Below are 26930 nucleotides of genomic sequence, written 5' to 3'. Positions count from 1 at the left end.
GACCGATGCGCCCGTAACCTTGAAAAGCATGGGTGCGCATTCAGACGACAAGCTGCGCTTGACACCACCGCCAATCCCATTTTATTTTAAGTTCAAATTAATTTTCTTGAAAAGACCACGCACAGCGACAGGGGAATCCGAACATGAAAATCGCAGTTCTGGGAGGCGGGCCCTCCGGTCTTTACTTCGCCATTTCGATGAAGCTTCGGGATGCCAGTCATGACATCACCGTTTACGAGCGCAACCGCCATAACGACACGTTCGGCTGGGGCGTGGTGTTTTCCGACGAGACGCTGGAGAACTTCAAGGGCAATGACCCGGTCGTGGTGCAGTCGATCCGCGACAATTTCGCCTATTGGGACGACGTCAAGGTGGTGCGCGGCGAGGAAAGCATGACGTCGGGCGGCCACGGTTTCTGCGGCATCGGCCGCATGAAGCTTCTGATCGTGCTGCAGGAGCGCGCCCGCGAACTCGGCGTCAACATCGCATTCGAAAGCGATATCGACAAGGACGGCATCGAGAAACTGCGCGCCGAAAACGATCTGGTGATCGCCGCCGACGGCCTGAACTCGCGCACCCGTGCGCTTTACGAGGATGAGTTCAAGCCGATGATCGACATGCGGCGCAACCACTTCGTCTGGCTCGGCACCAAGCAGAAGTTCGACGACGCCTTCACCTTCATCTTCGAAAAGACCGAGAAGGGCTGGATCTGGGCCCACGCCTACCAGTTCAATGACGATACCGCGACCTTCATCGTCGAGTGCGGGCCGGAGGTTTACGAGGCTTACGGCTTTGGAACGATGAGCCAGCAGGAGAGCATCGCCACCTGCGAGAAGATTTTCGCCCGCCACCTCGGCGGCCACAGCCTGATGACGAATGCCAACCATATTCGCGGCTCGGCATGGATCCAGTTTCCCCGCGTCGTCTGCGAAAACTGGCATTTCGACAATGTCGTGCTGCTGGGCGATGCGTCCGCGACCGCGCATTTCTCGATCGGCTCCGGCACCAAGCTCGGCATGGAAAGTGCGGCAGCCCTTGCCGACGAGCTGAATTCCGGCAAGCCGATCGACAAGGCGCTCGACGATTACGAGGCCGAGCGCAAGCTGCAGGTGCTGCGCGTCACCTCGGCTGCCCGCAACTCCACCGAATGGTTTGAGGAGGTCGAACGCTACCTCGACCTCGACATGATGCAGTTCAACTATTCGCTGCTGACCCGCTCGCAGCGCATCGGCCATGAAAACCTGCGCCTGCGTGATCCTGAATGGCTGGGAACCGCCGAGGCCTGGTTCCAGAACAAGGCCGGCAGCCAGTCGACACGGCGGCCGATGTTCGCGCCGTTCAAGCTGCGCGACATGGATCTGAAAAACCGCGTCGTGGTTTCGCCGATGGCCCAGTACAAGGCGAAGGACGGCAAGCCCAACGACTGGCATTTCGTGCATTACGCCGAACGCGCCAAGGGCGGCGCAGGGCTGGTTTTCACCGAAATGCTGTGCGTATCGAAGGAAGGCCGGATCACCTCGGGCTGCCCCTGCATCACGCGCGAAGAGGTTCCGCTCTGGAAGCGGCTCACCGATTTCGTCCATCAGGAGACGGATGCGAAGATCTGCGCCCAGATCGGCCATGCGGGCCGCAAGGGCTCGACGCGGGTTGCCTGGGAAGGCATGGACAAGCCGCTGAAGGAAGGCAACTGGCCGCTGATTTCGGCCTCGGCCATTCCCTACACGCCTGAAAGCCAGACGCCGAAGCCGATGGACCGGGCCGATATGGACATGGTGCGCGACCAGTTCGTGGCCGCCGTCAAGGCCGCCGACGAAGCCGGCTTCGACATGATCGAGATGCATGCCGCCCACGGCTATCTTCTTGCCTCCTTCATCTCGCCCGTCACCAACAGGCGCGAGGACGACTATGGCGGCAGCCTTGAAAACCGGCTGCGCTTCCCGCTCGAAGTCTTTGCCGCCATGCGTGCGACCTGGCCGGCCGAAAAGCCGATGACGGTGCGCATCTCCGCCCATGACTGGGTCGGCGAGGAGGGTGTCGATCCGGAAGAGGCCGTCCAGATCGCATCCGCGTTCAAGGAAGCCGGCGCCGATGCCATCAACGTTTCCTCCGGCCAGACCACCAGGGATGAAAAGCCGGTCTATGGCCGCATGTTCCAGGTGCCGTTCTCGGACCGGGTGCGCAACGACCTTCACCTGCCGACGATGGTCGCAGGCAATATCTATGATCCCGACCACGTCAACTCGATCCTGATGGCCGGACGCGCCGATCTTGTCCTGCTGGCCCGTCCGCATCTGGCCGACCCCTACTGGACGCTGCATGCCGCCGTCGAACTCGGCGATACCGAGCAGGAATGGCTTCCGCCCTACGAGGGTGGCCGCCGTCAGGCCAATACGCTTGCCGAACGCGCCAAGGCGATGTCATGAGCGTTTCCGGCAAGAAAGCGCTGGTGACGGGCGGGGGCTCGGGCGTCGGTGCGGTGATCGCACGGGCGCTTGCCGAGGCGGGTGCCGAGGTGATCATCTGCGGCCGCCGTCAGGGCCCGCTCGATCAGGTGGCCGAAGGTCATGCGGGCATTTCCGCCATGACCGCAGACATCACTGTTGAGGCAGAGGTCAAGGCGCTGTTTGCGGCGGCCGGCCCGTTGGATATCGTGATCGCCAATGCCGGCGCGTCCGAAAGCGCGCCGTTTGCCGCGACCACGCTCGAGAGCTTCAACGCCATGGTCGCCGTCAACCTCACCGGAACCTTCCTGACAATGCGGGAAGGCCTCACGGCGATGAAGGGCCGAGAAGGCCGGCTGATCGCGATCGCGTCCACCGCCGGGCTCAAGGGCTATGCCTATGTCGCGCCCTATGCGGCGGCCAAGCACGGCGTCGTCGGCATGGTGAAATCGGTAGCCCTCGAATATGCCCGCAAGGGGATCACGGTCAACGCGATCTGCCCGGGCTTTCTCGATACCGAGATGACCGAGCGTTCGATCGCCCGCATCGTCGAGACCACGGGCCGCAGCGCCGAAGAGGCGCGCGCCGCCCTTGAGGCCACCAATCCGATGAAGCGGCTGGTGCCGCCGGAAGATGTTGCCGGCGCGGTGCTCTGGCTGTGCTCGGACCAGGCCGCCATGGTCACGGGCCAGGCCATATCCATTTCAGGCGGCGAGGCCTGAGCGGGCACGCCCGAAACGCGCATAAGCGCCGTCACTATCTATTTGAGAGCTTACACATGACCACCTATTTGCAGTCGCCGCATCAGTTCCTCCACCCCGAAGGCTGGGAGCCGGCGCGTGGCTATGCCAATGGCATGCTTGCCGAAGGCCGCGTGATCTTCACCGGCGGTCTGATCGGCTGGAACGCGCGTCAGGAGTTCGAACATGACGATCTCGTCGGCCAGTTCGAACAGACGCTGCGCAATATCGTCGCTGTCCTCGCCGAAGGCGGCGCCCGTCCCGAGCATCTGGTGCGGCTGACCTGGTACATCACCGACAAGCGCGAATATCTCGACAATCTCAAGGCGATCGGCGCCGCCTACCGCAAGGTCCTCGGCCGGCATTTTCCGGCAATGGCCGTGGTTCAGGTGGTGGCACTGATGGAAGATGCAGCCAAGATCGAGATCGAGGCAACCGCCGTCATTCCGAACGATTGATCCCCGCCCGCAATCCGGTTGAGGTTTGAAGCAAATGCGGCTAAGGCGGATAAAACAGAAAGTATCCGCCATGACCGTTCGTGACATCAAAGATCCGGCCCTTGCCACCCAGCGCGTCCGCCTCTGGCTGCAGATGCTGAAGGCGGTGCGCCATGTCGAGGGCAATCTGCGCGAAAGGCTGCGCGAGAAATACGCGATGACGCTGCCGCGCTTCGACGTGATGGCCGCGCTGCACGCTGCGCCCGAGGGCATGCGTATGAGCGAGCTTTCCAAGCAGCTTGTGGTGTCGAACGGCAATGTCACCGGCGTCATCGAGAAACTGGTGTCGGAGGGCCTGGTCGAGCGGGAAAACCAGGAAACCGATCGCCGCGCCTTTCTGGTGCGCATCACCCCCAAGGGCAAGGCGCTGATGGATGAGGCAACCGCCGTCCATCGCGGCTGGATCGACGAGATTTTTGAAGAGATCGGCGAGCCGGACATTGCCCGGGCGATTTCGATCATGATGGATATCCGCCACAAGCCGCATTTGTAAGGCACGCTGTCCGGATAGGCGTATATGCCGCTGCGGGTGTTGCGCGCGGTTTGGAAGAGGCCGGAAGCAAGCACATTGTCAGCGGGAGAGGACCATGCAGCGCTATTTTGAAGATATCGAGGTCGGCGAAACCTGGACCAGCGAACCTGTCACCCTGACCGAGGCCGATATCATTCGCTTTGCCAGCGAATATGATCCGCAGCCGATGCATACCGACCCCGAAGCCGCCGCAAACGGCCGCTTCGGTTCGCTGATTGCCAGCGGTTGGCAACTGGCCTCGCTTTCCATGCGGATGTTCGTCACCTCCGGAAGCTTCGGCGATACGCCGATGGTGGGGCTCGGCCTCGAAGAGCTGCGCTGGCGCCTGCCGGGCAGGCCCGGTGACCGGATGACCACGACGCGCGAGGTGATCGAGACCAGCCGCCATGAAAAACGCCCGGAATTCGGCCGCATCCGCACCCGTGTCACGATGTTCAATCAGGATGACGACGTGGTGATGACCTATACCGTGCTCGCCCAGGTTCCGGTGCGCGATCCCTCAAAGGTCTGATGGGCGGACCTTACAGTTTTCTGAGCGCCACCGTTTCAACCATGTGATCGCGGCCCTTGCGCAGGATCAGATCGGCGCGCGGGCGCGTCGGCAGGATGTTTTCCTCGAGATTCCTGAGATTGATGTTGTCCCATAGCTTTTCCGCGTGGGCGGTCGCCTCCGCCTCGGAGATCTGGGTGAAGCGGTGGAAATAGGAGGCAGGGTTCTGGAAGGCCGTGGCGCGCAGCTGCCGGAAGCGCTCGATATACCATTGATGGATGAGCGCCACGTCGGCGTCGATATAGATCGAGAAGTCGAAGAAATCCGACACCATCGGCACCATCCGCCCGCCGGCCGGAAGATGGCGGGTCTGCAGCACGTTGATGCCCTCGAACACCAGGATGTCGGGCCGGTCCACGGTGATGGCATTGTCTGGCATCACGTCATAGCTCAGATGCGAATAGCGCGGCGCCCGGACATTGGGCATGCCGGCCTTGATTGCCGACAGGAAGTTCAGGATTGCGCCGGTATCGAAGCTTTCGGGAAAGCCCTTCCGCTGCATCAGCCCTTCGCGCTCCAGCACCGCGTTCGGATAGAGAAAGCCGTCCGAGGTGACGAGGTCGACCTTGGGGCTTGAGGGCCAGCGCGCGAGAAGCTGTTTCAGAAGTCGGGCGGTCGTCGATTTGCCGACGGCCACGGGGCCGGCGATGCCGATGATGAAGGGGGTCTTTGCGTCCTTCTCGTCGAAATTGAGGAACCGGCTGCGCTGCTGGAACAGCATCTGCGAGCTTTCCACATGGGTGGACAGCAGCCGCGACAGCGACAGATAGATCCGGCGGACTTCCTCGATTTCGGTCGGGTCGTTCAGCGAGCGCATCTCGCGCACTTCGTCGGCCGTCAGCGTGAGCGGCGTGTCGGCGCGGAAATGAGCCCATTCCTCGGCAGAAAAGAAGCGGTAGGGCGAGACCCGGGCGCTCACGGCATCTGCATCATCGGGAAGTTCGAAACCCTCGATCATTCCGGCTGACGTCCCGCCTTCTCGGCTATACCGGACTGGCCCGTCCGGCGGGCAAGCTCGTCCATGACGTCGGAAAGCGGGATGCCGGCGATCTTCAGCACCACCAGGAGGTGGAACAGCACGTCTGCGCTTTCTTCGACGAGGTTCTGCCGGTCTTCGGAAATGGCGGCGATCACGGCTTCGACGGCTTCCTCGCCCAGCTTCTTGGCGGCCTTCGTCTGGCCCTTGGCAACGAGCTTTGCCGTCCAGCTTTCCTCCGGCGAAGCCTGAGCACGCTGCGCGACGATCGCCTCCAGATCGGCGAGTGTGAAATCGGACATGTCTTCTCCTTTGCCGTCAGTCGAGCCTGACGGCAATCCCGTTGTCAGCCATATACTGTTTGGCCTCTCCTATGGAATAGGTGCCGAAGTGAAAAATCGACGCAGCCAGAACCGCGGTCGCATGGCCGTCGCGGATCCCTTCGACCATGTGGTCGAGCGTGCCGACGCCGCCTGACGCAATCACCGGCACGGACACCGCATCTGCAAGCGTGCGGGTCAGCGCGATATCGTAGCCGGCCTTGGTGCCGTCGCGGTCCATTGAGGTCAGCATGATCTCGCCCGCGCCGAGAGCGACCACCTTGCGGGCAAATTTTATGGCGTCGATGCCGGTCGGCTGGCGGCCGCCATGGGTGAAGATCTCCCAGGCGCTGTCGCCTTCCTCTGCCGGGGTCTCGCGGCGTTTCGCGTCGATCGAGACGACGATGCACTGATTGCCGAACTTGTCGGCGGCCTCTGCCACGAATTCCGGGTTCCTCACGGCGGCCGAATTGATCGACACCTTGTCGGCGCCGCAGAGGAGAAGCTTGCGGATATCGGCGACCGTGCGCACCCCGCCGCCAACCGTCAGCGGCATGAAGCAGTGTTCGGCGGTGCGGGTCACCACGTCGAAGATGGTGTCGCGATTGTCGGAGGTCGCGGTGATGTCGAGAAAGCAGAGTTCGTCGGCACCCGCCGCATCATAGGCCTTCGCCGCCTCCACCGGATCGCCGGCATCGATCAGATCGACAAAGTTGACCCCCTTGACGACACGGCCGTCCTTGACGTCGAGACAGGGAATGACACGGGCTTTGAGAGACAATTGAGGACCTCTTGCGGTTTTCAAAACGCAGTAGCTTAATAGAGCCCATGACGGAAAATGGCGAGTACATATTCTACGCTGATGAAAGCGGCGATCACTCCTTGATGTCGATCGATCCTGAGTACCCCATTTTTGTCTTGAATATCTGCTGCTTTCGAAAGGTCGATTATTGCAAGCGGGTCGTTCCCGCATTTCAGGATTTCAAGTTCCGGTATTTTGGCCATGATATGGTTGTCCTGCACGAGCGTGACATCCGAAAGCAGTTCGGTCCCTTCGCGATCATGACGGATCCCGAACTGCGCCACGCCTTTCTCAACGACCTCTCCGATCAGATTGCCGCGGCGAGATTTCGCATCTTCAGCGCTGTGATCGACAAAAGATCGGTGGAGGCAGAGCTGGTGCAGGAAAACCCATATGCGCTCGCTCTCAGGTTCCTGCTCGAGGAGATTTTTAAAAATCTTCGCCGGAAAGGCGTTCAGGACAAGCGGCATTTCTTTGTCTTCGAAAAACGCGGAGACAAGGAAGACACCGATCTCGAGCTGGAGTTCAGACGTGTGGCGGACGGTTGGAATAGTCTGCGAAAGCCTTTTCAGGGCTTCAATATCGTCTTCGGCGACAAAAAGGCGAACTCCACCGGACTTCAGATCGCAGACCTGACCGCGCGCCCTACCGGACTGAATTTTCTGAGACACGGTCAGCCCAACAGGGCATTTGAAATTATCCGGCCAAAGCTGGAGAAAATCGGGACCAAAAGAAAAATGCAGGGCGGGCTACTTGCGTACCGCCCCCCTGAAAGCATTTAGGCCCCGGAATACTCCGAAGCCTAACGCCGACCGAGAAACCCCAATCCATTTGTAAAAGATATAGTGCGATTGCCAGAAAATATCAATAGCAGGCTTTAAGATTCAATGGCTTAGCGCCTAACCGATTCGTTTCATTGGCCTTTCAGCAGCGCCAGCGCTTCGGCCGGGTCGATCCGGCCATCATAGAGCGCGCGGCCGGAGATAGCGCCTTCGAGGATCTGGGCGTCGGGCTTGGTCATCCGGGCGATGTCGTCCATCGAGGCGAGGCCGCCGGAGGCGATCACGGGAATGGAAACGGCGCGGGCAAGCTCCAGCGTCGCCTCCCAGTTGATGCCGGTCAGAATGCCGTCGCGGTCAATATCGGTGTAGATGATCGCGGCAACGCCAGCGCCTTCGAAGCGCCTGGCAAGCTCGACCACTTCAAGCTCGGAAGCCTCCGCCCAGCCCTCGACCGCCACCTTGCCGCCGCGCGCGTCGATGCCGACGGCGACCTTGCCTGGAAACGCCTTGCACGCGGCCTTCACCAGCTCGGGATCACGCACCGCGACGGTGCCGAGAATGACTCGCGCGAGCCCGCGCGACAGCCAGTTCTCGATATGATCGAGCGACCGGATGCCGCCGCCGAGCTGCACCGGGTTCTTCGTCGCCTTGAGGATGGCGTCGACCGCTGCGCCATTCACGCTCTCGCCGGCAAAGGCGCCGTTGAGGTCAACCACATGCAGCCACGAAAATCCTTGTTCCTCGAAGGCCTTCGCCTGCGCGGCCGGATCGGGATTGTAGATCGTCGCCTGTTCCATGTCGCCGAGCTTCAGCCGAACGCACTGGCCGTCCTTCAGGTCGATTGCGGGGAAAAGGATCATCTGGTTTCAGTCTTTCGTGTTGCGGAGAGGCAGCCTCAGGGCGCCCACTCCAAAAAATTGGCGATCAGCTTCAGGCCGAGGGTCTGGCTCTTTTCCGGGTGGAACTGGCTGCCCGCCTTGTTGCCGTTCGCGACGAAGGCGGTGACCGGGCCGCCGTAATCGGTGGTGGCGATGACCTGGTCCGGCTTCGTGGCGGCGAGGTGGTAGGAGTGGACGAAATAGGCGTGCAACCCGTCCTCTCCGGTCTCGATGCCGGCGAAAAGCGGGTGGGGCGTCGCAAGTTTCAGCGTGTTCCAGCCGATCTGCGGGATCTTCAGCACCGGATCGGCGGGCGTGATCGGGGTGACGTCACCGGCGATCCAGCCGAAGCCTTCCGAGATGGTCTTCTCAAGCCCGCGCTCCGACATCAGTTGCATGCCGACGCAGATGCCGAGGAAGGGCCGACCCTTGACCTCGACGACATCACGGATCGCCTCGACCATGCCGTCAACGGCGTGAAGGCCGGCGCGGCAATCGGCATAGGCACCGACGCCCGGCAGCACGATCCGGTCTGCCGACGCGACGATATCGGCCCTGTCGGTCAGCACGATCTTGGCATTGGCATCGCTTTCGCGGGCGGCGCGCTCGAAGGCCTTGGTGGCCGAGCGCAGATTTCCCGAACCATAGTCGATGATGGCGACTGTCTGGGTCATGGCTTCATTCCGATGTTAGGGCGCGGCACGGCGCGCTCAGGCCAGCATGCCCTTCGTGGACGGCACGCGGCCTTCCTGACGGGGATCGATTTCGGCAGCCGCGCGCAAGGCACGCGCCACCGCCTTGAAGCAGGTCTCGGCGATGTGATGGCTGTTGGCGCCGTAATGGTTCATCACATGCAGCGTGATGCCCGCATTCTGGGCCAGCGCATGGAAGAACTCGCGCATCAGTTCGGTATCGAACGTGCCGATCTTCTCGCTCGGGAAGGTGACGTTCCACACCAGGAACGGCCGGCCCGAAAGGTCGATCGCCGCCTTGGTCATGGTCTCGTCCATGGCGAGATCGATCGAGGCATAGCGGGTCACGCCGGCGCGGTTGCCGAGCGCCTTCGCCAGCGCCTGGCCGATGGCAATGCCGACATCTTCCACCGTGTGGTGGTCGTCGACATGGAGATCGCCCTTGGCGTTGATCGTCATGTCGATCAGCGAATGGCGGGAAAGCTGGTCCAGCATATGGTCGAAGAAGCCGATGCCGGTTGCCATGCGGGCCTCACCGGTGCCGTCGATATTGACGGATACGGAAACCGAGGTTTCCTTGGTTTCGCGCGCAATCTCGGCGCGGCGGGCTTCGGTCTGAACGGCCATAATGCCTGTTGCCTCCATCGAAACGGGATAATCGCCGTGTCTTATCAGGCAGCCCGTTGAAGCGCAAAAGAAAAGCGGCCCGATCGTCTGCCAGGACAGTGAACGACATGCTAGCATGCCGCCTCATCAAATCTAGAGAGACGGCGATGATGGGAAACGGCGAAGCGGACAGGCATGCTCTCGCTGTGGCACGGGAAGCAGCGATGACGGCCGGGCGGGCGGTTACTGCGCAATGGGCCCGGTTTCGCGCGTCACTCCGCTACAAGGGGCATGATGATGTCGTCACGGCCGCAGATATGATCTCGGACGAGATCATATCTGCACACATCGGTCAGGCGTTTGCCGGCCATCGCATTCTTTCCGAAGAGAGTGCCGGCTGTGATGGCTTTGATTTTTCCGGACCCCTCTGGGTGGTCGATCCCATCGACGGAAGCGCCAATTACGCGCGCGGTCATCGCTATTTCGGCATTGCGGTCGCATTTGCGATCGATGGCGTCGTGCGCGCGGCCTGCGTGCATGCGCCTGCCCTTGGCGAAACCTTTACCGCGGTGAAGGGGCGCGGCGCCTTTCTGAATGGCGTGGCCATCAGTCCGGCCGCGCCGACCGATCTCGCCAGAGCCGTCGTCAGCACCGGTTTTCCCCACGACAAGAGCGACATGGAACCACTTTTGCGGCGGGTGGCGATCTTGCTTGGCACCTGCCAGGATGTAAGGCGTTCGGCGGCGCCGGTGCTGGACATCGCCTATGTTGCCGCCGGCCGTCTCGATGCGCACACCGAAACGCTGTTTGCGTGGGATGTCGCCGCAGCCGGCCTGATCGCGACCGAAGCGGGTATTGTGCGCAGCCATCTTGGTCAGCCATCCCGCCTCCTCCCGCCCGATCTTGACGGCGGCGCGGTCCTGTTTGCGGCCCCCTCCATTCACCGGCCGCTTTCGGCGGTTTTGCGGGAAACACTCTAGCAGCGCAGATCGACGCGCGCGCCGGACGTTTTCCGCAACAGCGGCAAGACGGTCACGGGATATTGCAAGAGGTTGGCTCGGTTCAGCTCTTTCCTTTCCCCATCAACGGTTCTCGGTTAAGGGGGAGAGACTTATTCCGTTGAAAGCCGCCCATGCCCGCCGCCGATCGCTCCGCCCTCATCTATTTCATCGCCGCCTTTGCCGCCGGTTGCGTGCTGGCGATGATGACCCATCTGAATGGTCTTCTGGGCTTCTACAGCAATGCGATGTTCGCCTCGTGGACGGCCCATGCCACCGGCACGGTGGTCTCGGTCGCGCTTCTCGGGCTTCTTGCCCTGAAGAAGCCGAAAGGGGCAGCCGCAATGAAACCGCCGATCCCGTGGTGGGCCTATCTCGGCGGCATTTTCGGCGCGGCGACGGTGGTGTTTGCAGCGCTCGCCGTCAATTCGCCGCTGGCGCTGTCGGGCACGATCGCGATCGGACTTGCAAGCCAGGTGCTGTTTTCGCTTGCTGCGGATTACTGGGGTTTCTTCGGCCTTGAAGCGCGCAAGCTCGACCGGCGTGATTTCATCGTGGTGGGCCTGATCCTTGCCGGCGGCCTTCTGGTGATCCTGTCGGGAGCGGGCCAATGATCGCGGCCATCCTCTATGCCACCGTCACCGGGGTGCTGGTGGTCCTCAGCCGTCAGGTCAATGGCAGGCTCAGCCTTTCCACCTCGCCGATGACCTCCTCCTTCTACAATCATCTCGTCGGCTTCGTGGTGATGAGCGCGATCCTGATTGCGCTCGGCGGGCTCTGGCCCAGATCGCTTGCCGGCATTCCGGTTCATGCCTTCCTCGGCGGCCCGCTCGGCGTGATCTTCGTCGCCGCCGGCTCCTGGGTGATCCCGAAGATCGGCGCGGTCAACACGGCGGTGCTGATCATCGGCGGCCAGATGATAGCCGGTGCCGCGATGGACATGGCGGACGGCATCACGGCATCGCCGCTTCTTAGGCTATCCGGGCTCCTCCTCATTCTCGCCGGCATTCTTCTGGCCCAGGCGCGCCCGAAGGGCTGAGCGGATTGCAAATATGGCAGGGCTGCCTACATAGGAAGCCGGAATGGCCCGAGATGGAGGGCCGGAAGCGAGGTTTTTGATCATGAGCGAACACAATCCCTTCGGCACGATGCACGCCACAACCATCATCACCGTGCGCAAGGACGGTCAGGTGGTCATGGCGGGCGACGGTCAGGTCTCGCTCGGCCAGACGGTGATGAAGGGCAACGCCCGCAAGGTCCGCCGCATCGGCAAGGGCGGCAATGTGATTGCCGGTTTCGCCGGCGCGACCGCCGACGCCTTCACCCTGCTGGAGCGGCTGGAGCGCAAGCTGGAGCAGTATCCCGACCAGCTGATGCGCGCCTGCGTGGAGCTTGCCAAGGACTGGCGCACCGACAAATATCTGCGCAATCTGGAAGCGATGATGCTGGTGGCCGACAAGGACATCACCCTTGCCGTGACCGGTAACGGCGATGTGCTCGAACCGGAACACGGCGTGATGGCGATCGGCTCCGGCGGCAATTACGCGCTTTCGGCAGCGCTCGCGCTGATGGACAGCGACAAGCCCGCCGACGCCGTCGCCCGCCGCGCCATGGAAATCGCGGGGCAGATCTGCGTCTACACCAATGGCAACATCATCGTGGAAACGCTGGATGCGGCTTGACGGAACCATTAGCTTCCGCCCGCTCGCCGAGGCCGACCTCGACATGATGGCCCGCTGGCTGCGCGCGCCGCATGTTGCCGAATGGTGGCCGCGCGGTGAAAAGCAGGTGGAGCAGATGCGATCGCATCTCGGTGATCCCACGGTCTCACCTTTCGTGGTGCTGCTGGATGACGAGCCGTTCGGTTATATCCAGCTCTGCGATCTCGATGGCGAGCGCGGCCATGAACCGGCGCTTGCCGATCAGCCGAAAGCGACGTTCGGCATCGATCAGTTCATCGGCCCGGCCGACATGATCGGCCACGGCCTCGGCACAAGGCTGGTATCCGCCATGGCGGAACGGGCGCTTGGCGAGGGTGCCGCCCGCGTCCTCGTCGATCCGCATCCCGACAATACGGCGGCGATCCGCGCCTATGAGAAGGCCGGCTTTATCCGGCTCGGTATTTTCAGCATGACAAGCGGTCCGGCGCTTCTGATGGCCCGCGACTCTTGAGGAGCAGTGACAATGAGCAGTTTTTCCCCCCGCGAGATCGTTTCCGAGCTCGACCGCCACATCATCGGCCAGCACGACGCCAAGCGTGCCGTCGCAATCGCGCTTCGCAACCGCTGGCGCCGCCAGCAGTTGCCTGACGACCTGCGCGACGAGGTGATGCCGAAGAACATCCTGATGATCGGGCCGACCGGCGTTGGCAAGACTGAAATTTCGCGCCGTTTGGCGCGGCTTGCAGGCGCGCCCTTCATCAAGGTCGAGGCGACCAAGTTTACCGAAGTTGGCTATGTCGGCCGCGATGTCGAGCAGATCATCCGCGATCTGGTGGAAATCGGCCTCGTTCTGGTGCGCGAGAAGAAGCGTCAGGAAGTGCAGGCAAAGGCGCACGCCAATGCAGAGGAACGGGTGATGGATGCGTTGGTAGGCAAGACCGCCTCGCCTGCCACCCGTGACAGTTTCCGCAAGAAGCTGCGCGCCGGCGAACTCGATGACAAGGAAATCGACATCGAGATCAATGACAACAGCTCCGGCATGCCGGGCCTCGAGATCCCGGGCATGCCCGGCGCCAATATCGGCGTGCTGAACCTGTCGGAAATGTTCGGCAAGCAGCAGAAGACAAAGAAGGTGCGCACCACCGTCAAGGCCTCCTATGCGGATCTGATCCGCGACGAGAGCGACAAGCTGCTTGACGACGAGGTCGTCCAGCGCGAGGCCGTGCGTCTGGTGCAGGAAGACGGCATCGTCTTCCTCGACGAGATCGACAAGATCGCCGCGGGCGATGGCCGCATGGGCGCCGGCGTTTCCCGCGAGGGCGTGCAGCGCGACCTGCTGCCGCTGGTGGAAGGCACGACGGTTGCCACCAAGTATGGCCCGATCAAGACCGACCACATCCTGTTCATCGCCTCGGGCGCCTTCCACGTGTCGAAGCCCTCCGACCTCTTGCCGGAGCTTCAGGGGCGACTGCCGATCCGCGTCGAGCTTCAGGCGCTGACCAAGGAAGACTTCCGCCGCATCCTGACGGAAACCGAGGCGAGCCTGATCCGCCAGTACAAGGCGCTGATGGAAACGGAAGAAGTCTTGCTCGACTTCACCGAGGATGCGATCGATTCGCTTGCCGATGTCGCGGTGCATCTGAATGCCACGGTCGAAAACATCGGCGCGCGGCGACTGCAGACGGTGATGGAAAGGGTGCTCGACGAGATCTCGTTCACCGCGCCCGATCAGTCCGGACAGTCGCTGACGATCGACAGCGAGTATGTCCGCAAGCATGTCGGCGACATGGCCCAGGACACCGACCTGTCGCGGTTCATTCTGTAGTCACATAGTGACGCCATGGCAACTTGATGCCTGCAGATGAATATACGTCGCCGCGTGCCCTCGGGAGCGCGGCGGTCGTTGCAACAGACTGCGCGAGTTTCTGGCGTTCCCGTGCATCCAGATGGCTCGGAAACCCTGGCCTGGACCCTCGGGTCAAGTCCGAGGGTGACCCGGGAGGTGGTGTGTTTCCGTCGAAACGCGCCCGCACGACGGAATAGCTTTCAGACGCAAGACGGAATAGCTTTTCCCCATGACCTCTCCCCACACTTTGGGTCATCCTCGGACTTGATCCGAGGATCCAGGCGCTGCGACGGAACATCGGTGAGCGTGCGCCCCCACTCCGCTTTTTCTGACTGTCTCGGCCGTCCCTGAAGCGGACCACGCGTCGTCCAGGACCGCATTTTATCTCCTGCCCTGCAATTGCAATCGCGGTCCACGCTCCCTACCATTCAATCATCTGAAAGGTCGTGCGGCGTCCGTTGCTGTGCCGGCCACTATCCCGGAGGAAAAATCATGGAATACCGTCAGCTCGGCCGTTCGGGCCTCAAAATCTCGACCATCACCATGGGCACCATGACCTTTGGCGGCGTCGGCTGGGCCAAGACCGTGGGCGATCTTGGCGCCGACGACGCAAGACGTCTCGTCGATATCTGCCTGGAAGCCGGCGTCAACCTGATGGATACGGCGGACGCCTATTCGCAAGGCGTTTGCGAGGAAATCATCGGCGAGATCATGGACAAGCCGCGCCGCGACAAGATGATGATCGCGACCAAGGCGCGCTTTGCCATGGGCGACGGGCCGAACGATGCCGGCCTTTCCCGCCACCACCTGATTGCCGCCTGCGAGGCGAGCCTCAAGCGCATGAAGACCGATGTCATCGATCTCTATCAGGTTCACGAATGGGACGGGCTGACGCCGCTTGAAGAAACCATGGAGGCGCTCGATACGCTGGTGCGTCACGGCAAGGTTCGCTATATCGGCTGCTCTAATTTTTCCGGCTGGCACATCATGAAGGCGCTCGGCATTGCCGAACGCGAACGCCGCCAGCGCTTCGTCAGCCAGCAGATTCACTATACGCTCGAAAGCCGCGACGCCGAAAACGAACTGGTGCCGATCAGCGTCGATCAGGGGCTCGGCATTCTGGTCTGGAGCCCGATCGCCGGCGGCCTGCTCTCGGGCAAGCATCGCCGCGACCAGAAGGCGCCGGAGGGCACCCGCCAGTTCGCCGGCTGGACCGAACCGCCGATCCGGGACGAGGAGCGGCTCTGGACGATCATCGACACGCTGGTCGAGATCGGCGACGCCCGCGGGGTTTCGGCAGCGCAGGTGGCACTCGCCTGGACGCTCGGCCGCAAGGGCGTCACCTCGGTGATCATCGGCGGGCGCACGGAAGACCAGTTCCGCGACAACCTCGCAGCAGCCGACCTGACGCTGAGCGAGGAAGAACGCGGCCGCCTCGATGCCGTCAGCCAGCCCTGGCTGCAATATCCCTACTGGCACCAGCGCAACAGCGCCTCCGAACGTTTGGGCGAGGCCGATCTCGCGCTGATCGCACCTTATCTGGAAGGGAAGTAAGGCACCCGCCCCTCTCGCACTTGCTGGAAGGGCTGCTGAATGCAGCCTTGCGGCTCGCTCCCCATATTCTCTCCCGCTTGCGGGAGAGAAGCCCCGAAAGGGGCAGTGAGGGTGAAGCAACGTTTCTAATCGTGAGGGCGATCGCGTAGAAAGACTCCCCCTCACTGTCGCTTTCGCGACATCTCTCCCCTCCGGGGCGAGAAGATTGGGGGGCTCTGCAAGAAAGGCGGGGGCGAGGGCTGACGCTCGAAACCTCGAAGAGAGGGGCGGGTATGCCGACGCGCTATCCATTCATTCCAATTCGGCAAGAATATTTCAAATTATTGCCGAATTGACGTTACGGTCTTTGTCGCTACATTGGCGGTCACAATCCCTTGCACCTCAGGAGGTCTCATGTCCCGCATCGAGAAGAACGGTCTTGCCTATGACAAGGCGCTTTATGATTTCCTGACGGAAAAAGTGCTGCCCGGCACGTCGGTCGCAGCGGACGCGTTTTTTGAAGGCTTTGCCGCCATCGTCGGCGATCTGGCGCCCAAGAACCGCGCGCTTCTCAAGACGCGTGACGCGATGCAGGAAAAGCTCGACGCGTGGTACAAGAAGAACGGCGCGCCCTCCGATATGGCGGCCTATGAGGCGTATCTGCGCGAGATTGGTTATATTCTCCCCGAGGGCGAGGATTTTTCCGTAGCCACCGAAAATGTCGATCCGGAAATCACCACCATTGCCGGCCCGCAGCTCGTCGTCCCTGTCATGAACGCGCGCTATGCGCTGAACGCTGCAAATGCCCGCTGGGGCTCGCTCTATGACGCGCTCTACGGCACGGATGCGATTGCCGAAGAGGATGGCGCCGACAAGGGCAAGGGGTACAATCCGAAGCGTGGCGAAAAAGTCATCGCCTGGGCCAAGAATTTTCTGGATGAGAACATCCCGCTTGCGGGCGGCAAGTGGGCCGATGTCACGGGTTTCGGCTATGATGACGGCACGCTGATCGTCAAGACGCAAGCGGGCGAGACCGGCCTTGCCGATCCTGCGCAATATGCCGGCTTCAAAGATGAAGACGGCGACGCCTTCCGGCTCTATTTCGTCAACAACAACCTCCATGTGCTGGTCTTCGTCGATCCCGGCAGCATGATCGGCAAGGACGATCCGGCGGGCATCGGCGACATCGCGCTCGAATCGGCGATCACCGCGATCATGGACTGCGAGGATTCCGTCGCTGCGGTCGATGCCGAGGACAAGGTTCTGGCCTATTCCAACTGGCTCGGCCTGATGAAGGGCGACCTGACGGAAGAGGTCACCAAGGGTGACCGAACCTTCACCCGCAGGCTCGCCAGCGACATCGAATTCACCGGGGCGGACGGCGCGGACAAGACGCTGCCGGGCCGCTCGCTGATGCTGGTCCGCAATGTCGGCCACCTGATGACCAACCCGGCGATCCTTGACGCGGATGGTCGCGAGGTGCCGGAAGGCATCATGGATGCGGCCGTCACCGCGCTGATCGCGCTCTATGACATCGGCGAGAATGGCCGCCACATGAATTCGCGCGCGGGCTCGATGTATGTGGTCAAGCCGAAGATGCACGGCCCGCATGAGGTCGCTTTTGCATCCGAGCTGTTCGGCCGGGTCGAGGCGCTTGTCGGCATGAAGCCGAACACGATGAAGATGGGGATCATGGACGAGGAGCGCCGCACCACGGTCAACCTCAAGGAATGCATCCGCGCTGCCAAGGACCGGGTCGTGTTCATCAACACCGGCTTCCTGGATCGCACCGGCGACGAAATCCATACATCGATGGAAGCCGGCCCGATGATCCGCAAGGGCGACATGAAGGCAGCGCCCTGGATTGCGGCCTATGAGGACTGGAACGTCGATATCGGGCTCGAATGCGGCCTTGCGGGCCACGCCCAGATCGGCAAGGGCATGTGGGCGATGCCGGATCTGATGGCCGGTATGCTGGAAGCCAAGATCTCCCAGCCGAAGGCCGGCGCCAACACCGCCTGGGTGCCCTCGCCAACGGCCGCCACGCTGCATGCCACGCATTATCACGCCGTCAATGTCGCCAAGGTTCAGGAAAGCCTGAAATCGCGGGAACGCGCCAGCCTGAAGAACATTCTTTCCGTTCCGGTCGCCGTGCGCCCGAACTGGAGCCCGGAAGAAATCCAGGCCGAGCTCGACAACAACGCGCAGGGGATCCTCGGTTATGTCGTGCGCTGGGTCGATCAGGGCGTCGGCTGCTCCAAGGTGCCGGACATCAACGATGTCGGCCTGATGGAAGACCGCGCCACGCTGCGCATCTCCTCCCAGCACATGGCCAACTGGCTCTATCACGGCGTCGTCAGCGAGGAGCAGATTCTTGCCACCATGAAGAAGATGGCCGCCGTCGTCGACCGCCAGAACGAGGGCGATCCGCTTTACCGCCCCATGGCCGGCAACTTCGATGGTTCGATCGCCTTCCAGGCCGCGCTCGACCTGGTGCTGAAGGGCCGCGAACAGCCGAACGGCTATACCGAGCCGGTCCTGCACCGCCGCCGTCTGGAGCTGAAGGCGAAGGACGCCGCCTGACGGCGCGGCGGGCTGCGCTCAATGCCAGGGGCTGTGCCTGCCGCGCGGGCCCCCGGCTTCCCAGACCTGGCGGCAGGGACCGCGCGAATGCGGGAGGAACCCACGCTCGCGAGGCCCGCCGAGCGCTTGTCTTGAACGAGAAACAACCCTACATCGCGAGATGAGCCTTTCGCGCTGCAGGCGTGAGGCCGGCCCCCTTTCTCCCACCGGAGCCGACCATGTTGATAAGTTCCGCCAAGAAGGCGCTCTCCGATCTGATCGATCCGAGGATGCGCGGCATTCTCTGGAAGGTTCTCGGCCTTTCGCTTCTCTGTCTGATCGGCCTGTGGTTCGCAATCCGCGGCCTGTTCTTCTGGCTTGCTTTTCCCTGGCTGCAGGACCTGTTCCCGACCATGCCGGAGTGGACCGGCTGGATCAGCTTCCTGCTGCTGCTCCTGGCAGCCATCGGGCTTGCGCTCGGGCTCGCGCTGTTGATGGCGCCGGTTTCGGCCCTGGTCGCCGGCATCTTTCTCGATGATGCTGCCGAGCACATCGAACAAAACCGCTATCCCGGGGACCCGCCGGGGCGCGCGCTGCCGACATTCGTCGCGCTGAAAGAGGCGCTGAAATTTCTCGGTGTCGTCATCATCGGCAACATCTTCGCGCTGCTTTTGCTGCTGGTGCCGGGCGTCAATCTGATTGCCTTCTTCATCGTCAATGGCTACCTGCTTGGCCGCGAGTTCTTCGAATTCGCGGCGATGCGGTTCATGTCGCCGGAAGAGGCGCGGGCCTTGCGGCGGCAGCGGTCGTTCACGGTGTTCGCGGCGGGCCTGATCGTTGCGGGCTTCGTGGCGATCCCGATCGTCAATCTTGCCACGCCGCTGTTTGCAACCGCCTTCATGATGCATCTGTTCAAACGGATGCAGATGCCGAAAGCCGTTGTTCGTGCGTAAATTTGCACCGCACGCGCAAGAAATCACGAAATTCTCCCTATTGAATCGAAGCCTCGAAGCGGATATGACCGTTTGAGCATCACGAAATCGCGGAGAGCGCAGCATGGGCCGTATCGTATATCTCAACGGAGAGTGGCTGGACGAGAAAGACGCCAGAGTCTCCATCTTCGATCGCGGCTATGTCTTTGCCGATGCGATCTATGAGGTCACCTGCGTTCTCGACGGCAAGCTCCTCGATTATGATGGGCATGCGGCGCGGCTGAAGCGCTCGACGGCGGCGATCGGCATTGCCATGCCAACCGATGACGAGACGCTGCTCGCGCTCCATCGCGAAATCGCCGCGCGCAACGACATGACCGAAGGTCTGATCTATCTCCAGGTCTCGCGCGGCAATCCCGGCGACCGCGACTTCATGTTCGAGAAGGACATGACGCCGACCTTCTCGATGTTCACCCAGAAGAAGAAGGTGACCGATGCGCCGACCGGCAAGAACGGCATCACCGTGGTGACGCTCGAGGACCTGCGCTGGGGGCGCTGCGACATCAAGACGGTTCAGCTGCTCTATCCGAGCCTTGCCAAGATGGAAGCGCATGAAAAGGGTGCCGATGACGCCTGGCTCGTCAAGGACGGCTTCATTACCGAACAGACCTCGGCGACCGCCTATATCGTGACCGCTGACGACGTCGTCGTCACGCGTCCGCTGTCGCGCGAGATCCTGCCGGGCATCACCCGCGCCACCGCACTGGAAATCGCCGCCCGCAACGGCTTCAAGGTGGAAGAGCGCGCCTTCAGCGTGGAAGAGGCGTTGAATGCCAAGGAAGCCTTCTTCACCTCCGCGAGCAATTTCGTCACCCCCGTCGTCGAAATCGACGGACAGAAGGTCGGCAGCGGCAAGCCCGGCGAGATCAGCCTGAAACTGCGCGATCTTTATATTGCCGACCGCTTGGCGAACGCGATCTAGGGACGTTCAAACGCGGCGTTCCATTTGGCCGGTAGAAAGCCAATCAGTCCGTCTCGATCGGCACCAGCGGCGCCGGCATCTCGGAGGTCTTTTCTGCGGCCTTGCAGATATCGGCGATCACGCAGGCCGGACAGTCCGGCTTGCGGGCCTTGCAGACGTAGCGGCCGTGCAGGATTAGCCAGTGGTGGGCGTGGAACAGGTATTGGTCGGGAATGATCTTTTCGAGCTTTTCCTCGACCTGATCCGGCGTCTTGCCCGGCGCGAGACCGAGGCGGTTGGCGATCCGGAAAATGTGCGTATCAACGGCGATCGTCGCCTCACCGAACGCCATCGACATCACCACATTGGCGGTCTTGCGGCCAACGCCCGGCAGCGTCACCAGCTCTTCGCGCGTGCGCGGCACCGCGCCGCCGAAGTCGTCGATCAGCTTTTGGCTGAGCGCGATCACATTCTTCGCCTTGTTCCGGTAGAGCCCGATCGTCTTGATATGGTCAATCAGCCGCTCTTCGCCGAGCTCCACCATCTGTTCCGGGGTTTCCACGTCTGCAAACAGCGCGCGCGTTGCCTTGTTGACGCCGACATCGGTGGCCTGGGCGGAAAGGGCAACCGCCACCAGCAGGGTGAAGGGGTTTGTGTGTTCGAGCTCGCCCTTGGGCTCCGGCCGCTGGATCGAAAACCTCCGGAAAATCTCCTCGATCTCTTCCCTGCTATAGGCTGTGCGTTTCGACACGTTTGACTTTTTGCGCCTTTGGGTGCTGACTGTGGTCTTGGTTTTTGTCATGTTCAATCTGGCCCGCCGCGCGATGACCGAAGCGCCTGATGACAAGCCGGTCTTTTCGGCTGAACTTTTCCCCCATCGCTCTTTAGGGCGCAAGGGGTTTTGCGTGCTGCTTTTTCTGGCGGCGCTTGGCTTCGTGCCCAATGTGATCTATTTCGCGGCCAATGGCGCCTGGCCGATCGTGCTCTATTGCCTTGCGGCCTTTGCGGGTCTCTATCTCGCCTTCAGGCTCTCCTATCGGGCCGCGCTCACGCGCGAACTGGTGTCTGTCTCCAGGCTCGATGTGTCGGTGACGAAGGTCACGCCTTCCGGCAGGCGGTTCGAGGTGCACTACAATCCGTTCTGGACCCGCTTCACCGTCGACCGACACGCCGAATTCGGGATCACCCGGATGGCGCTTGCAGGCGGTGGACAGCGGACGGAAATCGGCGCCTTTCTCAATCCGGATGACCGGGAGAGCTTTGCCAGTGCCTTTCGCCAGGCTCTTGCCACCGTAAAACAGCGCATATGAGCGCGCGGGGCAAGAATCGGGTGGCGGACACCGCGAAAACAGGGCTTGCTTGGCGTCAAGAAGGAGCCCGAAGCCGATGAACGCCCTGTTTGACACCATTTCCGAAAGCGCCGTTGACGTGACGCCTGGCGGTCACGATTACGAAACGGTCCGCAAGGTCATTACCATGCTGAGCGAGGACTATCGCGACCAGCCGGGACTGGAAACCATTGCCGGTGAGCTCGGCATGTCGCCGACCGGGCTGCAGAAGACCTTCACCCGCTGGGCCGGGCTCTCACCCAAGGCATTCCTTCAGGCGATCACGCTCGATCATGCCAAGACGCTTCTCGGCCGCGAGCAGCTGCCGCTGCTCGACACATCCTATGAGCTGGGCCTTTCCGGCCCCGGCCGGCTGCATGACCTGTTCGTCACCCATGAGGCGATGTCGCCGGGCGAATGGAAGAGCGGCGGCGAGGGGCTGGTGATCCGCCACGGCTTCCATCCCTCACCCTTCGGACGCTCGCTGGTGATGATCACCGATCGCGGCCTTGCAGGCGTCGCCTTTGCCGACGAGGGCAAGGAGCAGACCGCGTTCGAGGACATGTCGGCGCGCTGGCCGAAGGCGCGCTACGTGGAGGACCAGCAGGCAACGGCGGCCTATGCCAAGCGCATATTCGACCCCGCGGAATGGTCGTCCGACCGTCCGCTCAAGGTGGTCCTGATCGGAACGGATTTTCAGATCAAGGTCTGGGAAACGCTTTTGAAGATACCGTTCGGCAAGGCCAAGTCCTATTCCGATATCGCAGCCGAGATCGGCTGCCCGAAGGCCTCGCGCGCCGTTGGCGCCGCCATCGGCCGAAACCCGGTCTCCTTCGTGGTGCCCTGCCACCGCGCGCTCGGCAAATCCGGCGCGCTCACGGGCTATCACTGGGGCGTGACGCGCAAGCGCGCCATGCTTGGCTGGGAGGCCGGCAAGGCCTGAGGCCGTTCGGCCTTGCCGTTCAATCCCTTCAGGCCTTTTCGCGCTGCGGCGCCAGTTCCACGGCATAGCGGATTGCCGCAACCATGCTCTGCGCGCGTGCAATCCCCTTGCCGGCAATGTCGAACGCCGTGCCGTGGTCGACGGAGGTGCGGATCACGCCGCCCTTCAGCCCAACGGTGATGTTGACGCCCTCGTCGAAGGACATGACCTTCACCGGGGCGTGGCCCTGGTCGTGGTAGCACGCGATAACCACATCGAAATCGCCGCGCGAGGCGCGGTAGAACAGCGTATCGGCGGGAAACGGGCCGCTGGCGTCGATGCCTTCGCCGACCGCACGCTCGATGCCGGGGATCAGCTTTTCCTCTTCCTCGCCTTCTCCGAACAGGCCGTTTTCGCCGGCATGCGGATTGATGCCGCAGACGGCGATCCGGGGCTTCGGGTTACCGGCCCGCGACAGCGTGTCATGGGCAAGCCTGATCACCTGATAGGTCCGCTCGGGCGTGATCCGGCGGATTGCCTCGATCAGGCCGATATGGGTGGTGAGATGAATGACCTTCATCTTCGGCGTGGCCAGCATCATCGAATAGGTTTCGGTGCCGGTGAGATCGGCAAGGATTTCGGTATGGCCGGGATAGATGTGGCCGCCGGCGTGAAGCGCTTCCTTGCTGAGGGGGGCGGTGGCGATGGCGTCGATCTGTCCGGCCTTGGCCATCTCGACGGCGGCCTTCAAAAACTGGTAGGCGGCGTCCCCCGCACGCGCATCGACCTTGCCATAGGCGAGGTCCGAAACGTCAAGTTCGGGATCCGCGCAGGCGACCGAACCCACGGGCACGTCCGGGATATCGGCGCCCGGACGGAAGGGCACGATCTCGAAAGACGCGCCGACGATATCGCGTGCGCGGGCAAGGGCTTTCGCATCGCCGATCACGACGATCTCGGCCGATTCAAGCACGTCCGGATCAACCACGGCGCGGGCAATGACCTCCGGCCCTATGCCACAGACATCGCCCATGGTGACGCCAATTCTCGTTTTCATCGCAGATTCCTCTCCTGCCCGGTCTTGAGGCACCGAAATGGCACATTCCGGTGGAAAATGGAAGGTAAATATCAAATTATGGCAAGTTCAGGCCCGTTTCGCGTTATGTTGGAAAGCTGTGGTAGATTTCTTGCAGGAGTGATCCCTTGTTGAAGGCCCGGCGCCTGGCGCGCATCATCGAGATCCTGAGGGAGGAAGGCTTCGCCTCGCTCGGCGACATTGCCGACCGCCTCGACACATCGGTTTCGACGATCCGGCGGGACATCGATCATCTGGCCGAGATCGGTCCGGTGACGCGCACCCATGGCGGGGCGGTTCTCAATCCCGCGGACGCGATGCGCTTCGAGCCGGGCAACGCAATCGCCTCCGAGCTTGCGGCCGATGCCAAGGCGGTGATCGGCAGGCATGCGGCGGAGCTGATTGTGCCGGGACAGACCGTGCTGTTCGACAGCGGCACGACCACGCGCGCGGTTGCCCGGGCGGCGCTCGCGCGCAATATCCCCTTTGCAGCCTTTACCAACGACATTGCGATCGCGGAGCTACTGTCGGCATCGGAAAGGGTCTCCGTCGATGTCTTCGCCGGACGGGTTCGTCCCGGCACGACAACCCTGATGGGCGCGCAGGCGCTTTCAGGGATTGCCCGCATCCGCGCCGATCTGTCATTCGTGGGCACACATGCGGGCAGTGCGGAGGGCGTGTCCGACACATCGGCCGAGCTTGCCGAAATCAAGCGGGCCTTTGTGGCGGCGGGAGAGGTTTGCGTTCTGGTGGCGGACTGCACCAAGTTTCCCAGAAGGTCGCTCTGCCTGTTTGCGGGCCTTGCCGATTTCGACCGGATCGTCCTTGACGAGGCAGCGGCGCCGGAGGTGCTTGCCGCGCTTGAGGCAGGCGGCGCGACGCTCGACATCGCCGGCCGCGCGGGCGCAGTCTCCGCCTAGCGGGCGTATCATCCCGGCCGGCTCCGGCCCGTCCCGGCGCGACGCCGCTATCCCTCGGCTTGGAAACTTGCGGCAATCAGGAGCGCTTCATCGGTGGTGATCTGGTCGGCGCCGCAGGCAACGAGGCGGCGGATCGTGGCGCGTTCCTGGGCCGCCAGTCCGGCGTCCGGATCGGCCGGGTTGAAGGTCCAGGCGTCAACCAGAAGGCCGGCCTCATGGCAGGCGGCAATCATGTCGAAGCCCTGATCGTCGGCCCTCAGGATCAGCGGATAGTGCAGATAGATCGTTCCGGCATCGGTTGGCGCGCGAAGCGCGCGCGAAAGCGCTTCCCTCGCGGCAGAAAGGCCGCCGTCCTGCCACGCTTCCTCAATCTCGTCCGACGGGTCGATGCCGCGCGCAACCCCCGGCAGCCTGTCGCGCATGGCGGTCATCAGCTGAAGATCTTTCGCCGACACGATGACGTTTTTCCCGTTTACGCCGATGATGTCGGCAAGGTGGGAAAGCCCCGCCTCGCCGATTTCGGAGAGCCCCGATTTCATGTCGAACTGCAGGACGGTGTCGGGGTGCGCGCTGCGCAGCATGCGGCCGAGATCTTCGGAAAGGGTCAGCGCCTCGCCACTGTCGCGGTAGCGGAGGGCAGCAAGGTCTGCGCGCTCATGGGCGAAAACGGGGCCGTGGCCGCTGGTCTCGCGTTCAAGCGTGGCGTCGTGAATGACGGCAAAGCCGAAATCGGCGCGCACCCTGAGGTCGATCTCCATCGATGCGCCGGTCTCGAAACCTTGCGCCATGACGGCGGGCGAAAATACCGGATCAGCAAGCCGGCGGCGCAGCTGATGCCATTTCAGCCGTGTGCGACGGCCGTTGTGCTCAAGGTAAAGTCCGTCTGTCATGGGGTCCGTGTCGCTTTCATCGCTGGCGTGCGCCGCGGTGAATAGCGGCAATCGTTGACGGTTGGATGAAGCCACGACGGCAATCGATCCGCAGGCTGTTTTTCGCCTGCGGATCGGGTTTTTACAAGCGGGGTCCTGTTGCTATTCGATGGTCGAAAGCACGCTGCGAAGCGTTGCCACCATCTGCCCGATCTGGTCTTCCTCGACGATCAGCGGCGGCGAGAGCGCGATGATGTCGCCGGTGACCCGGATCAGGAGCCCCGCCTCGAAGCATTTCACGAAGGTCTCATAGGCGCGCTTGCCGACGGCGCCGTCGCGCGACTGGAGTTCGATGCCGGCCATCAGGCCGAGATTGCGGATATCCTTGACGAAGGGCGCATCGCGAAGCGAATGGACGGCGTCTTCGAAGGGTGCTGAAAGGCTTGCGGCGCGGGTCAGGAGGCCCTGGCTTTCATAGATGTCGAGTGTCGCCATGCCGGCCGCGCATCCCACCGGATGGCCGGAATAGGTATAGCCGTGGAAGAGCTCGATCGTTTCTTCAGGGCCGGTCATGAAGGCGTCGTGGATGTGGTTCTGCGCAAAGACTGCGCCCATGGGCACCGTGCCGTTGGTGATGCCCTTGGCGGTGGTGTAGAGATCAGGCTTCACCCCGAAATAGTCGACCGCGAACGGCGTGCCGAGCCTGCCGAAACCGGTGATCACTTCATCGAATATCAGCAGGATGCCGTGCCGGTCGCAGATCGCCCGCAGCCTTTCCAGATAGCCCTTCGGCGGAATCAGCACGCCTGTCGAACCGGCAACCGGCTCGACGATCACGGCCGCGATCGTTTCCGCGCCATGCAGCGCCACGATCCGCTCCAGATCGTCGGCAAGCGTTGCGCCCGTCTCCGGCTCCCCGCGGGTGAAGGCGTTGGCTTCAAGGTCATGCGTGTGCGGCAGGTGATCGACACCGGTCAGAAGCGCGCCGAAATGGCGGCGGTTGTTGACGATGCCGCCAACCGAAATGCCGCCGAAGCCGACACCGTGATAGCCGCGCTCGCGGCCGATCAGCCGGGTGCGCGATGCTTCGCCCCGGACGCGGTGATAGGCGAGCGCGATCTTGAGCGCCGTGTCAACCGATTCCGATCCGGAGCCGGTGAAGAACACATGGTCGAAGCCTTCCGGCGCAAGTGCCTTCAGCCGTTCGGCGAAGGCGAAGGCCGCCGGGTGGCCCATCTGGAAAGAGGGCGCATAATCCATCTCCTCAAGCTGGCGCATCACGGCCTCTGCAATGCTGCGATGGCCATGGCCGGCATTGCAGCACCAGAGCCCGGCGGTGCCGTCGAGAATCGTGCGCCCGTCTTCGCTGCGGTAATGCATGCCGCGCGCGCCAACCAGCATGCGCGGCGTTTCCTTGAACTGGCGGTTGGCGGTGAAGGGCATCCAGTAGGCGTCGAGCGCCTGGTTCGTGCGTATGTTCATGAGCGTTCTCCTTTGCAGCGATTTG

Annotated in this window: 29 protein-coding genes; 19 read left to right on the top strand and 10 right to left on the bottom strand. The window is 62.5% G+C overall.

Annotated features, from left to right (window positions below; translation table 11 throughout):
• The first annotated feature begins 143 nt into the window (after positions 1-143).
• The 5 genes from HPQ62_RS18665 (at position 144) to HPQ62_RS18645 (ending at position 4721) form a co-directional block, all read left to right on the top strand.
• Positions 144-2423: a bifunctional salicylyl-CoA 5-hydroxylase/oxidoreductase gene (locus tag HPQ62_RS18665; protein WP_174804104.1), complete on the top strand. Its 2280-nt coding sequence runs from the start codon at positions 144-146 to the stop codon at positions 2421-2423.
• Positions 2420-3163 (top strand): SDR family NAD(P)-dependent oxidoreductase, encoded by a 744-nt coding sequence (locus HPQ62_RS18660; RefSeq protein ID WP_174804103.1) that lies wholly within the window; start codon positions 2420-2422, stop codon positions 3161-3163. Before HPQ62_RS18665 ends, HPQ62_RS18660 begins: the two co-directional genes overlap by 4 nt.
• 56 nt (positions 3164-3219) lie before the next feature.
• Complete coding sequence (locus HPQ62_RS18655) at positions 3220-3639, top strand: RidA family protein (RefSeq protein WP_174804102.1); 420 nt, start codon at positions 3220-3222, stop codon at positions 3637-3639.
• Positions 3640-3709: 70 nt separating this feature from the next.
• Positions 3710-4171, top strand: a complete 462-nt coding sequence (locus tag HPQ62_RS18650) for a MarR family winged helix-turn-helix transcriptional regulator (protein ID WP_174804101.1) — start codon at positions 3710-3712, stop codon at positions 4169-4171.
• Between the two features lie 94 nt (positions 4172-4265).
• The gene (locus tag HPQ62_RS18645; RefSeq protein WP_174804100.1) at positions 4266-4721 is read left to right on the top strand and encodes a MaoC family dehydratase; all 456 of its coding nucleotides are present in this window, start codon (positions 4266-4268) and stop codon (positions 4719-4721) included.
• Positions 4722-4731: 10 nt separating this feature from the next.
• Here HPQ62_RS18645 and coaA read toward each other — a convergent pair whose 3' ends face one another.
• Genes coaA through hisF form a run of 3 tightly spaced genes read right to left on the bottom strand, consistent with a single transcriptional unit; the run spans position 4732 to position 6837 of the window.
• Positions 4732-5718 (bottom strand): type I pantothenate kinase, encoded by a 987-nt coding sequence (coaA, locus tag HPQ62_RS18640; protein ID WP_174804099.1) that lies wholly within the window; start codon positions 5716-5718, stop codon positions 4732-4734.
• Entirely contained in the window at positions 5715-6038 is a 324-nt protein-coding gene (locus HPQ62_RS18635; RefSeq protein WP_174804098.1) for a phosphoribosyl-ATP diphosphatase, read from the bottom strand. The genes coaA and HPQ62_RS18635 overlap by 4 nt, the downstream gene beginning before the upstream one ends.
• Positions 6039-6054: 16 nt before the next feature.
• Positions 6055-6837, bottom strand: a complete 783-nt coding sequence (gene hisF, locus HPQ62_RS18630) for an imidazole glycerol phosphate synthase subunit HisF (RefSeq protein WP_174804097.1) — start codon at positions 6835-6837, stop codon at positions 6055-6057.
• A 47-nt stretch (positions 6838-6884) separates the two neighbouring features.
• On the opposite strand from hisF, the gene HPQ62_RS18625 reads away from it, so the two are divergent.
• Positions 6885-7640 carry a DUF3800 domain-containing protein gene (locus HPQ62_RS18625; RefSeq protein ID WP_174804096.1) on the top strand — a complete coding sequence of 252 codons (756 nt, stop codon included), beginning with the start codon at positions 6885-6887 and terminating at the stop codon, positions 7638-7640.
• A 131-nt stretch (positions 7641-7771) separates the two neighbouring features.
• Here HPQ62_RS18625 and hisA read toward each other — a convergent pair whose 3' ends face one another.
• The 3 genes from hisA to hisB are packed head-to-tail and all read right to left on the bottom strand — an operon-like array spanning position 7772 to position 9837.
• Positions 7772-8500, bottom strand: coding sequence for a 1-(5-phosphoribosyl)-5-[(5-phosphoribosylamino)methylideneamino]imidazole-4-carboxamide isomerase (gene hisA, locus HPQ62_RS18620; protein WP_174804095.1), 729 nt, complete (start codon positions 8498-8500; stop codon positions 7772-7774).
• A gap of 35 nt (positions 8501-8535) precedes the next feature.
• A complete protein-coding gene (gene hisH / locus HPQ62_RS18615; protein ID WP_174804094.1) occupies positions 8536-9192 on the bottom strand; it encodes an imidazole glycerol phosphate synthase subunit HisH in 657 nt (218 codons plus the stop codon).
• Between the two features lie 36 nt (positions 9193-9228).
• Positions 9229-9837, bottom strand: coding sequence for an imidazoleglycerol-phosphate dehydratase HisB (gene hisB, locus HPQ62_RS18610; protein WP_174804093.1), 609 nt, complete (start codon positions 9835-9837; stop codon positions 9229-9231).
• 107 nt (positions 9838-9944) lie between these two features.
• Here hisB and HPQ62_RS18605 point away from each other — a divergent pair, with 107 nt between their 5' ends.
• The 10 genes from HPQ62_RS18605 to HPQ62_RS18560 all read left to right on the top strand — a co-directional run bounded on the left by HPQ62_RS18605 (position 9945) and on the right by HPQ62_RS18560 (position 20330).
• On the top strand, positions 9945-10796 hold the full coding sequence (locus HPQ62_RS18605; RefSeq protein WP_342343735.1) for an inositol monophosphatase family protein: 852 nt from the start codon (positions 9945-9947) through the stop codon (positions 10794-10796).
• 152 nt (positions 10797-10948) lie between these two features.
• Positions 10949-11428, top strand: coding sequence for a DMT family transporter (locus tag HPQ62_RS18600; protein ID WP_174804091.1), 480 nt, complete (start codon positions 10949-10951; stop codon positions 11426-11428).
• Complete coding sequence (locus HPQ62_RS18595) at positions 11425-11853, top strand: DMT family transporter (protein ID WP_174804090.1); 429 nt, start codon at positions 11425-11427, stop codon at positions 11851-11853. Before HPQ62_RS18600 ends, HPQ62_RS18595 begins: the two co-directional genes overlap by 4 nt.
• Positions 11854-11935: 82 nt before the next feature.
• Positions 11936-12496 carry an ATP-dependent protease subunit HslV gene (hslV, locus tag HPQ62_RS18590; RefSeq protein WP_174804089.1) on the top strand — a complete coding sequence of 187 codons (561 nt, stop codon included), beginning with the start codon at positions 11936-11938 and terminating at the stop codon, positions 12494-12496.
• Positions 12486-12986 carry a GNAT family N-acetyltransferase gene (locus HPQ62_RS18585; protein ID WP_174804088.1) on the top strand — a complete coding sequence of 167 codons (501 nt, stop codon included), beginning with the start codon at positions 12486-12488 and terminating at the stop codon, positions 12984-12986. Before hslV ends, HPQ62_RS18585 begins: the two co-directional genes overlap by 11 nt.
• Before the next feature lie 12 nt (positions 12987-12998).
• Positions 12999-14300, top strand: coding sequence for an ATP-dependent protease ATPase subunit HslU (gene hslU, locus HPQ62_RS18580; RefSeq protein WP_174804087.1), 1302 nt, complete (start codon positions 12999-13001; stop codon positions 14298-14300).
• A 513-nt stretch (positions 14301-14813) separates the two neighbouring features.
• Positions 14814-15875: an aldo/keto reductase gene (locus HPQ62_RS18575; protein WP_174804086.1), complete on the top strand. Its 1062-nt coding sequence runs from the start codon at positions 14814-14816 to the stop codon at positions 15873-15875.
• Positions 15876-16268: 393 nt separating this feature from the next.
• Positions 16269-18437, top strand: coding sequence for a malate synthase G (locus HPQ62_RS18570; protein ID WP_174804085.1), 2169 nt, complete (start codon positions 16269-16271; stop codon positions 18435-18437).
• A 218-nt stretch (positions 18438-18655) separates the two neighbouring features.
• Positions 18656-19369 (top strand): sulfate transporter family protein, encoded by a 714-nt coding sequence (locus HPQ62_RS18565; protein ID WP_174804084.1) that lies wholly within the window; start codon positions 18656-18658, stop codon positions 19367-19369.
• Positions 19370-19472: 103 nt separating this feature from the next.
• Positions 19473-20330: a D-amino-acid transaminase gene (locus tag HPQ62_RS18560; RefSeq protein WP_174804083.1), complete on the top strand. Its 858-nt coding sequence runs from the start codon at positions 19473-19475 to the stop codon at positions 20328-20330.
• A 43-nt stretch (positions 20331-20373) separates the two neighbouring features.
• Here HPQ62_RS18560 and nth read toward each other — a convergent pair whose 3' ends face one another.
• Positions 20374-21111, bottom strand: a complete 738-nt coding sequence (nth, locus tag HPQ62_RS18555) for an endonuclease III (RefSeq protein WP_174804082.1) — start codon at positions 21109-21111, stop codon at positions 20374-20376.
• Positions 21112-21133: 22 nt separating this feature from the next.
• Here nth and HPQ62_RS18550 point away from each other — a divergent pair, with 22 nt between their 5' ends.
• Both HPQ62_RS18550 and HPQ62_RS18545 read left to right on the top strand, forming a co-directional pair.
• Entirely contained in the window at positions 21134-21619 is a 486-nt protein-coding gene (locus HPQ62_RS18550) for a DUF2244 domain-containing protein (RefSeq protein ID WP_174804167.1), read from the top strand.
• A 76-nt stretch (positions 21620-21695) separates the two neighbouring features.
• A complete protein-coding gene (locus tag HPQ62_RS18545) occupies positions 21696-22580 on the top strand; it encodes a methylated-DNA--[protein]-cysteine S-methyltransferase (protein WP_174804081.1) in 885 nt (294 codons plus the stop codon).
• 28 nt (positions 22581-22608) lie between these two features.
• Here HPQ62_RS18545 and pdxA read toward each other — a convergent pair whose 3' ends face one another.
• Complete coding sequence (pdxA, locus tag HPQ62_RS18540; RefSeq protein ID WP_174804080.1) at positions 22609-23616, bottom strand: 4-hydroxythreonine-4-phosphate dehydrogenase PdxA; 1008 nt, start codon at positions 23614-23616, stop codon at positions 22609-22611.
• Positions 23617-23762: 146 nt separating this feature from the next.
• Here pdxA and HPQ62_RS18535 point away from each other — a divergent pair, with 146 nt between their 5' ends.
• Positions 23763-24554: a DeoR/GlpR family DNA-binding transcription regulator gene (locus tag HPQ62_RS18535; protein ID WP_174804079.1), complete on the top strand. Its 792-nt coding sequence runs from the start codon at positions 23763-23765 to the stop codon at positions 24552-24554.
• Positions 24555-24601: 47 nt separating this feature from the next.
• Here HPQ62_RS18535 and HPQ62_RS18530 read toward each other — a convergent pair whose 3' ends face one another.
• On the bottom strand, positions 24602-25444 hold the full coding sequence (locus tag HPQ62_RS18530) for a glycerophosphodiester phosphodiesterase (RefSeq protein WP_174804078.1): 843 nt from the start codon (positions 25442-25444) through the stop codon (positions 24602-24604).
• Positions 25445-25585: 141 nt separating this feature from the next.
• Positions 25586-26905, bottom strand: a complete 1320-nt coding sequence (aptA, locus tag HPQ62_RS18525; RefSeq protein WP_174804077.1) for an omega-aminotransferase AptA — start codon at positions 26903-26905, stop codon at positions 25586-25588.
• Positions 26906-26930: the final 25 nt, after the last annotated feature.

Origin of the sequence: Martelella limonii, assembly GCF_013344475.1 — a bacterium.
GTDB lineage: Bacteria > Pseudomonadota > Alphaproteobacteria > Rhizobiales > Rhizobiaceae > Martelella > Martelella limonii.
This window is presented reverse-complemented; position numbering and strand designations above follow the sequence as displayed.

Coding starts and splice junctions, on each gene's coding strand:
- HPQ62_RS18645 (WP_174804100.1), top strand. CDS start 4,266: ATGCAGCGCTATTTTGAAGATATCGAGGTCGGCGAAACCTGGACCAGC.
- HPQ62_RS18665 (WP_174804104.1), top strand. CDS start 144: ATGAAAATCGCAGTTCTGGGAGGCGGGCCCTCCGGTCTTTACTTCGCC.
- HPQ62_RS18595 (WP_174804090.1), top strand. CDS start 11,425: ATGATCGCGGCCATCCTCTATGCCACCGTCACCGGGGTGCTGGTGGTC.
- HPQ62_RS18635 (WP_174804098.1), bottom strand. CDS start 6,038: ATGTCCGATTTCACACTCGCCGATCTGGAGGCGATCGTCGCGCAGCGT.
- HPQ62_RS18565 (WP_174804084.1), top strand. CDS start 18,656: ATGTTGATAAGTTCCGCCAAGAAGGCGCTCTCCGATCTGATCGATCCG.
- hslV (WP_174804089.1), top strand. CDS start 11,936: ATGAGCGAACACAATCCCTTCGGCACGATGCACGCCACAACCATCATC.
- HPQ62_RS18530 (WP_174804078.1), bottom strand. CDS start 25,444: ATGACAGACGGACTTTACCTTGAGCACAACGGCCGTCGCACACGGCTG.
- aptA (WP_174804077.1), bottom strand. CDS start 26,905: ATGAACATACGCACGAACCAGGCGCTCGACGCCTACTGGATGCCCTTC.
- hisA (WP_174804095.1), bottom strand. CDS start 8,500: ATGATCCTTTTCCCCGCAATCGACCTGAAGGACGGCCAGTGCGTTCGG.
- HPQ62_RS18550 (WP_174804167.1), top strand. CDS start 21,134: ATGACCGAAGCGCCTGATGACAAGCCGGTCTTTTCGGCTGAACTTTTC.
- nth (WP_174804082.1), bottom strand. CDS start 21,111: ATGACAAAAACCAAGACCACAGTCAGCACCCAAAGGCGCAAAAAGTCA.
- HPQ62_RS18570 (WP_174804085.1), top strand. CDS start 16,269: ATGTCCCGCATCGAGAAGAACGGTCTTGCCTATGACAAGGCGCTTTAT.
- HPQ62_RS18655 (WP_174804102.1), top strand. CDS start 3,220: ATGACCACCTATTTGCAGTCGCCGCATCAGTTCCTCCACCCCGAAGGC.
- HPQ62_RS18585 (WP_174804088.1), top strand. CDS start 12,486: ATGCGGCTTGACGGAACCATTAGCTTCCGCCCGCTCGCCGAGGCCGAC.
- hslU (WP_174804087.1), top strand. CDS start 12,999: ATGAGCAGTTTTTCCCCCCGCGAGATCGTTTCCGAGCTCGACCGCCAC.
- pdxA (WP_174804080.1), bottom strand. CDS start 23,616: ATGAAAACGAGAATTGGCGTCACCATGGGCGATGTCTGTGGCATAGGG.
- HPQ62_RS18545 (WP_174804081.1), top strand. CDS start 21,696: ATGAACGCCCTGTTTGACACCATTTCCGAAAGCGCCGTTGACGTGACG.
- HPQ62_RS18660 (WP_174804103.1), top strand. CDS start 2,420: ATGAGCGTTTCCGGCAAGAAAGCGCTGGTGACGGGCGGGGGCTCGGGC.
- HPQ62_RS18600 (WP_174804091.1), top strand. CDS start 10,949: ATGCCCGCCGCCGATCGCTCCGCCCTCATCTATTTCATCGCCGCCTTT.
- HPQ62_RS18575 (WP_174804086.1), top strand. CDS start 14,814: ATGGAATACCGTCAGCTCGGCCGTTCGGGCCTCAAAATCTCGACCATC.
- HPQ62_RS18560 (WP_174804083.1), top strand. CDS start 19,473: ATGGGCCGTATCGTATATCTCAACGGAGAGTGGCTGGACGAGAAAGAC.
- HPQ62_RS18625 (WP_174804096.1), top strand. CDS start 6,885: ATGACGGAAAATGGCGAGTACATATTCTACGCTGATGAAAGCGGCGAT.
- HPQ62_RS18605 (WP_342343735.1), top strand. CDS start 9,945: ATGCTAGCATGCCGCCTCATCAAATCTAGAGAGACGGCGATGATGGGA.
- coaA (WP_174804099.1), bottom strand. CDS start 5,718: ATGATCGAGGGTTTCGAACTTCCCGATGATGCAGATGCCGTGAGCGCC.
- HPQ62_RS18650 (WP_174804101.1), top strand. CDS start 3,710: ATGACCGTTCGTGACATCAAAGATCCGGCCCTTGCCACCCAGCGCGTC.
- hisB (WP_174804093.1), bottom strand. CDS start 9,837: ATGGCCGTTCAGACCGAAGCCCGCCGCGCCGAGATTGCGCGCGAAACC.
- hisH (WP_174804094.1), bottom strand. CDS start 9,192: ATGACCCAGACAGTCGCCATCATCGACTATGGTTCGGGAAATCTGCGC.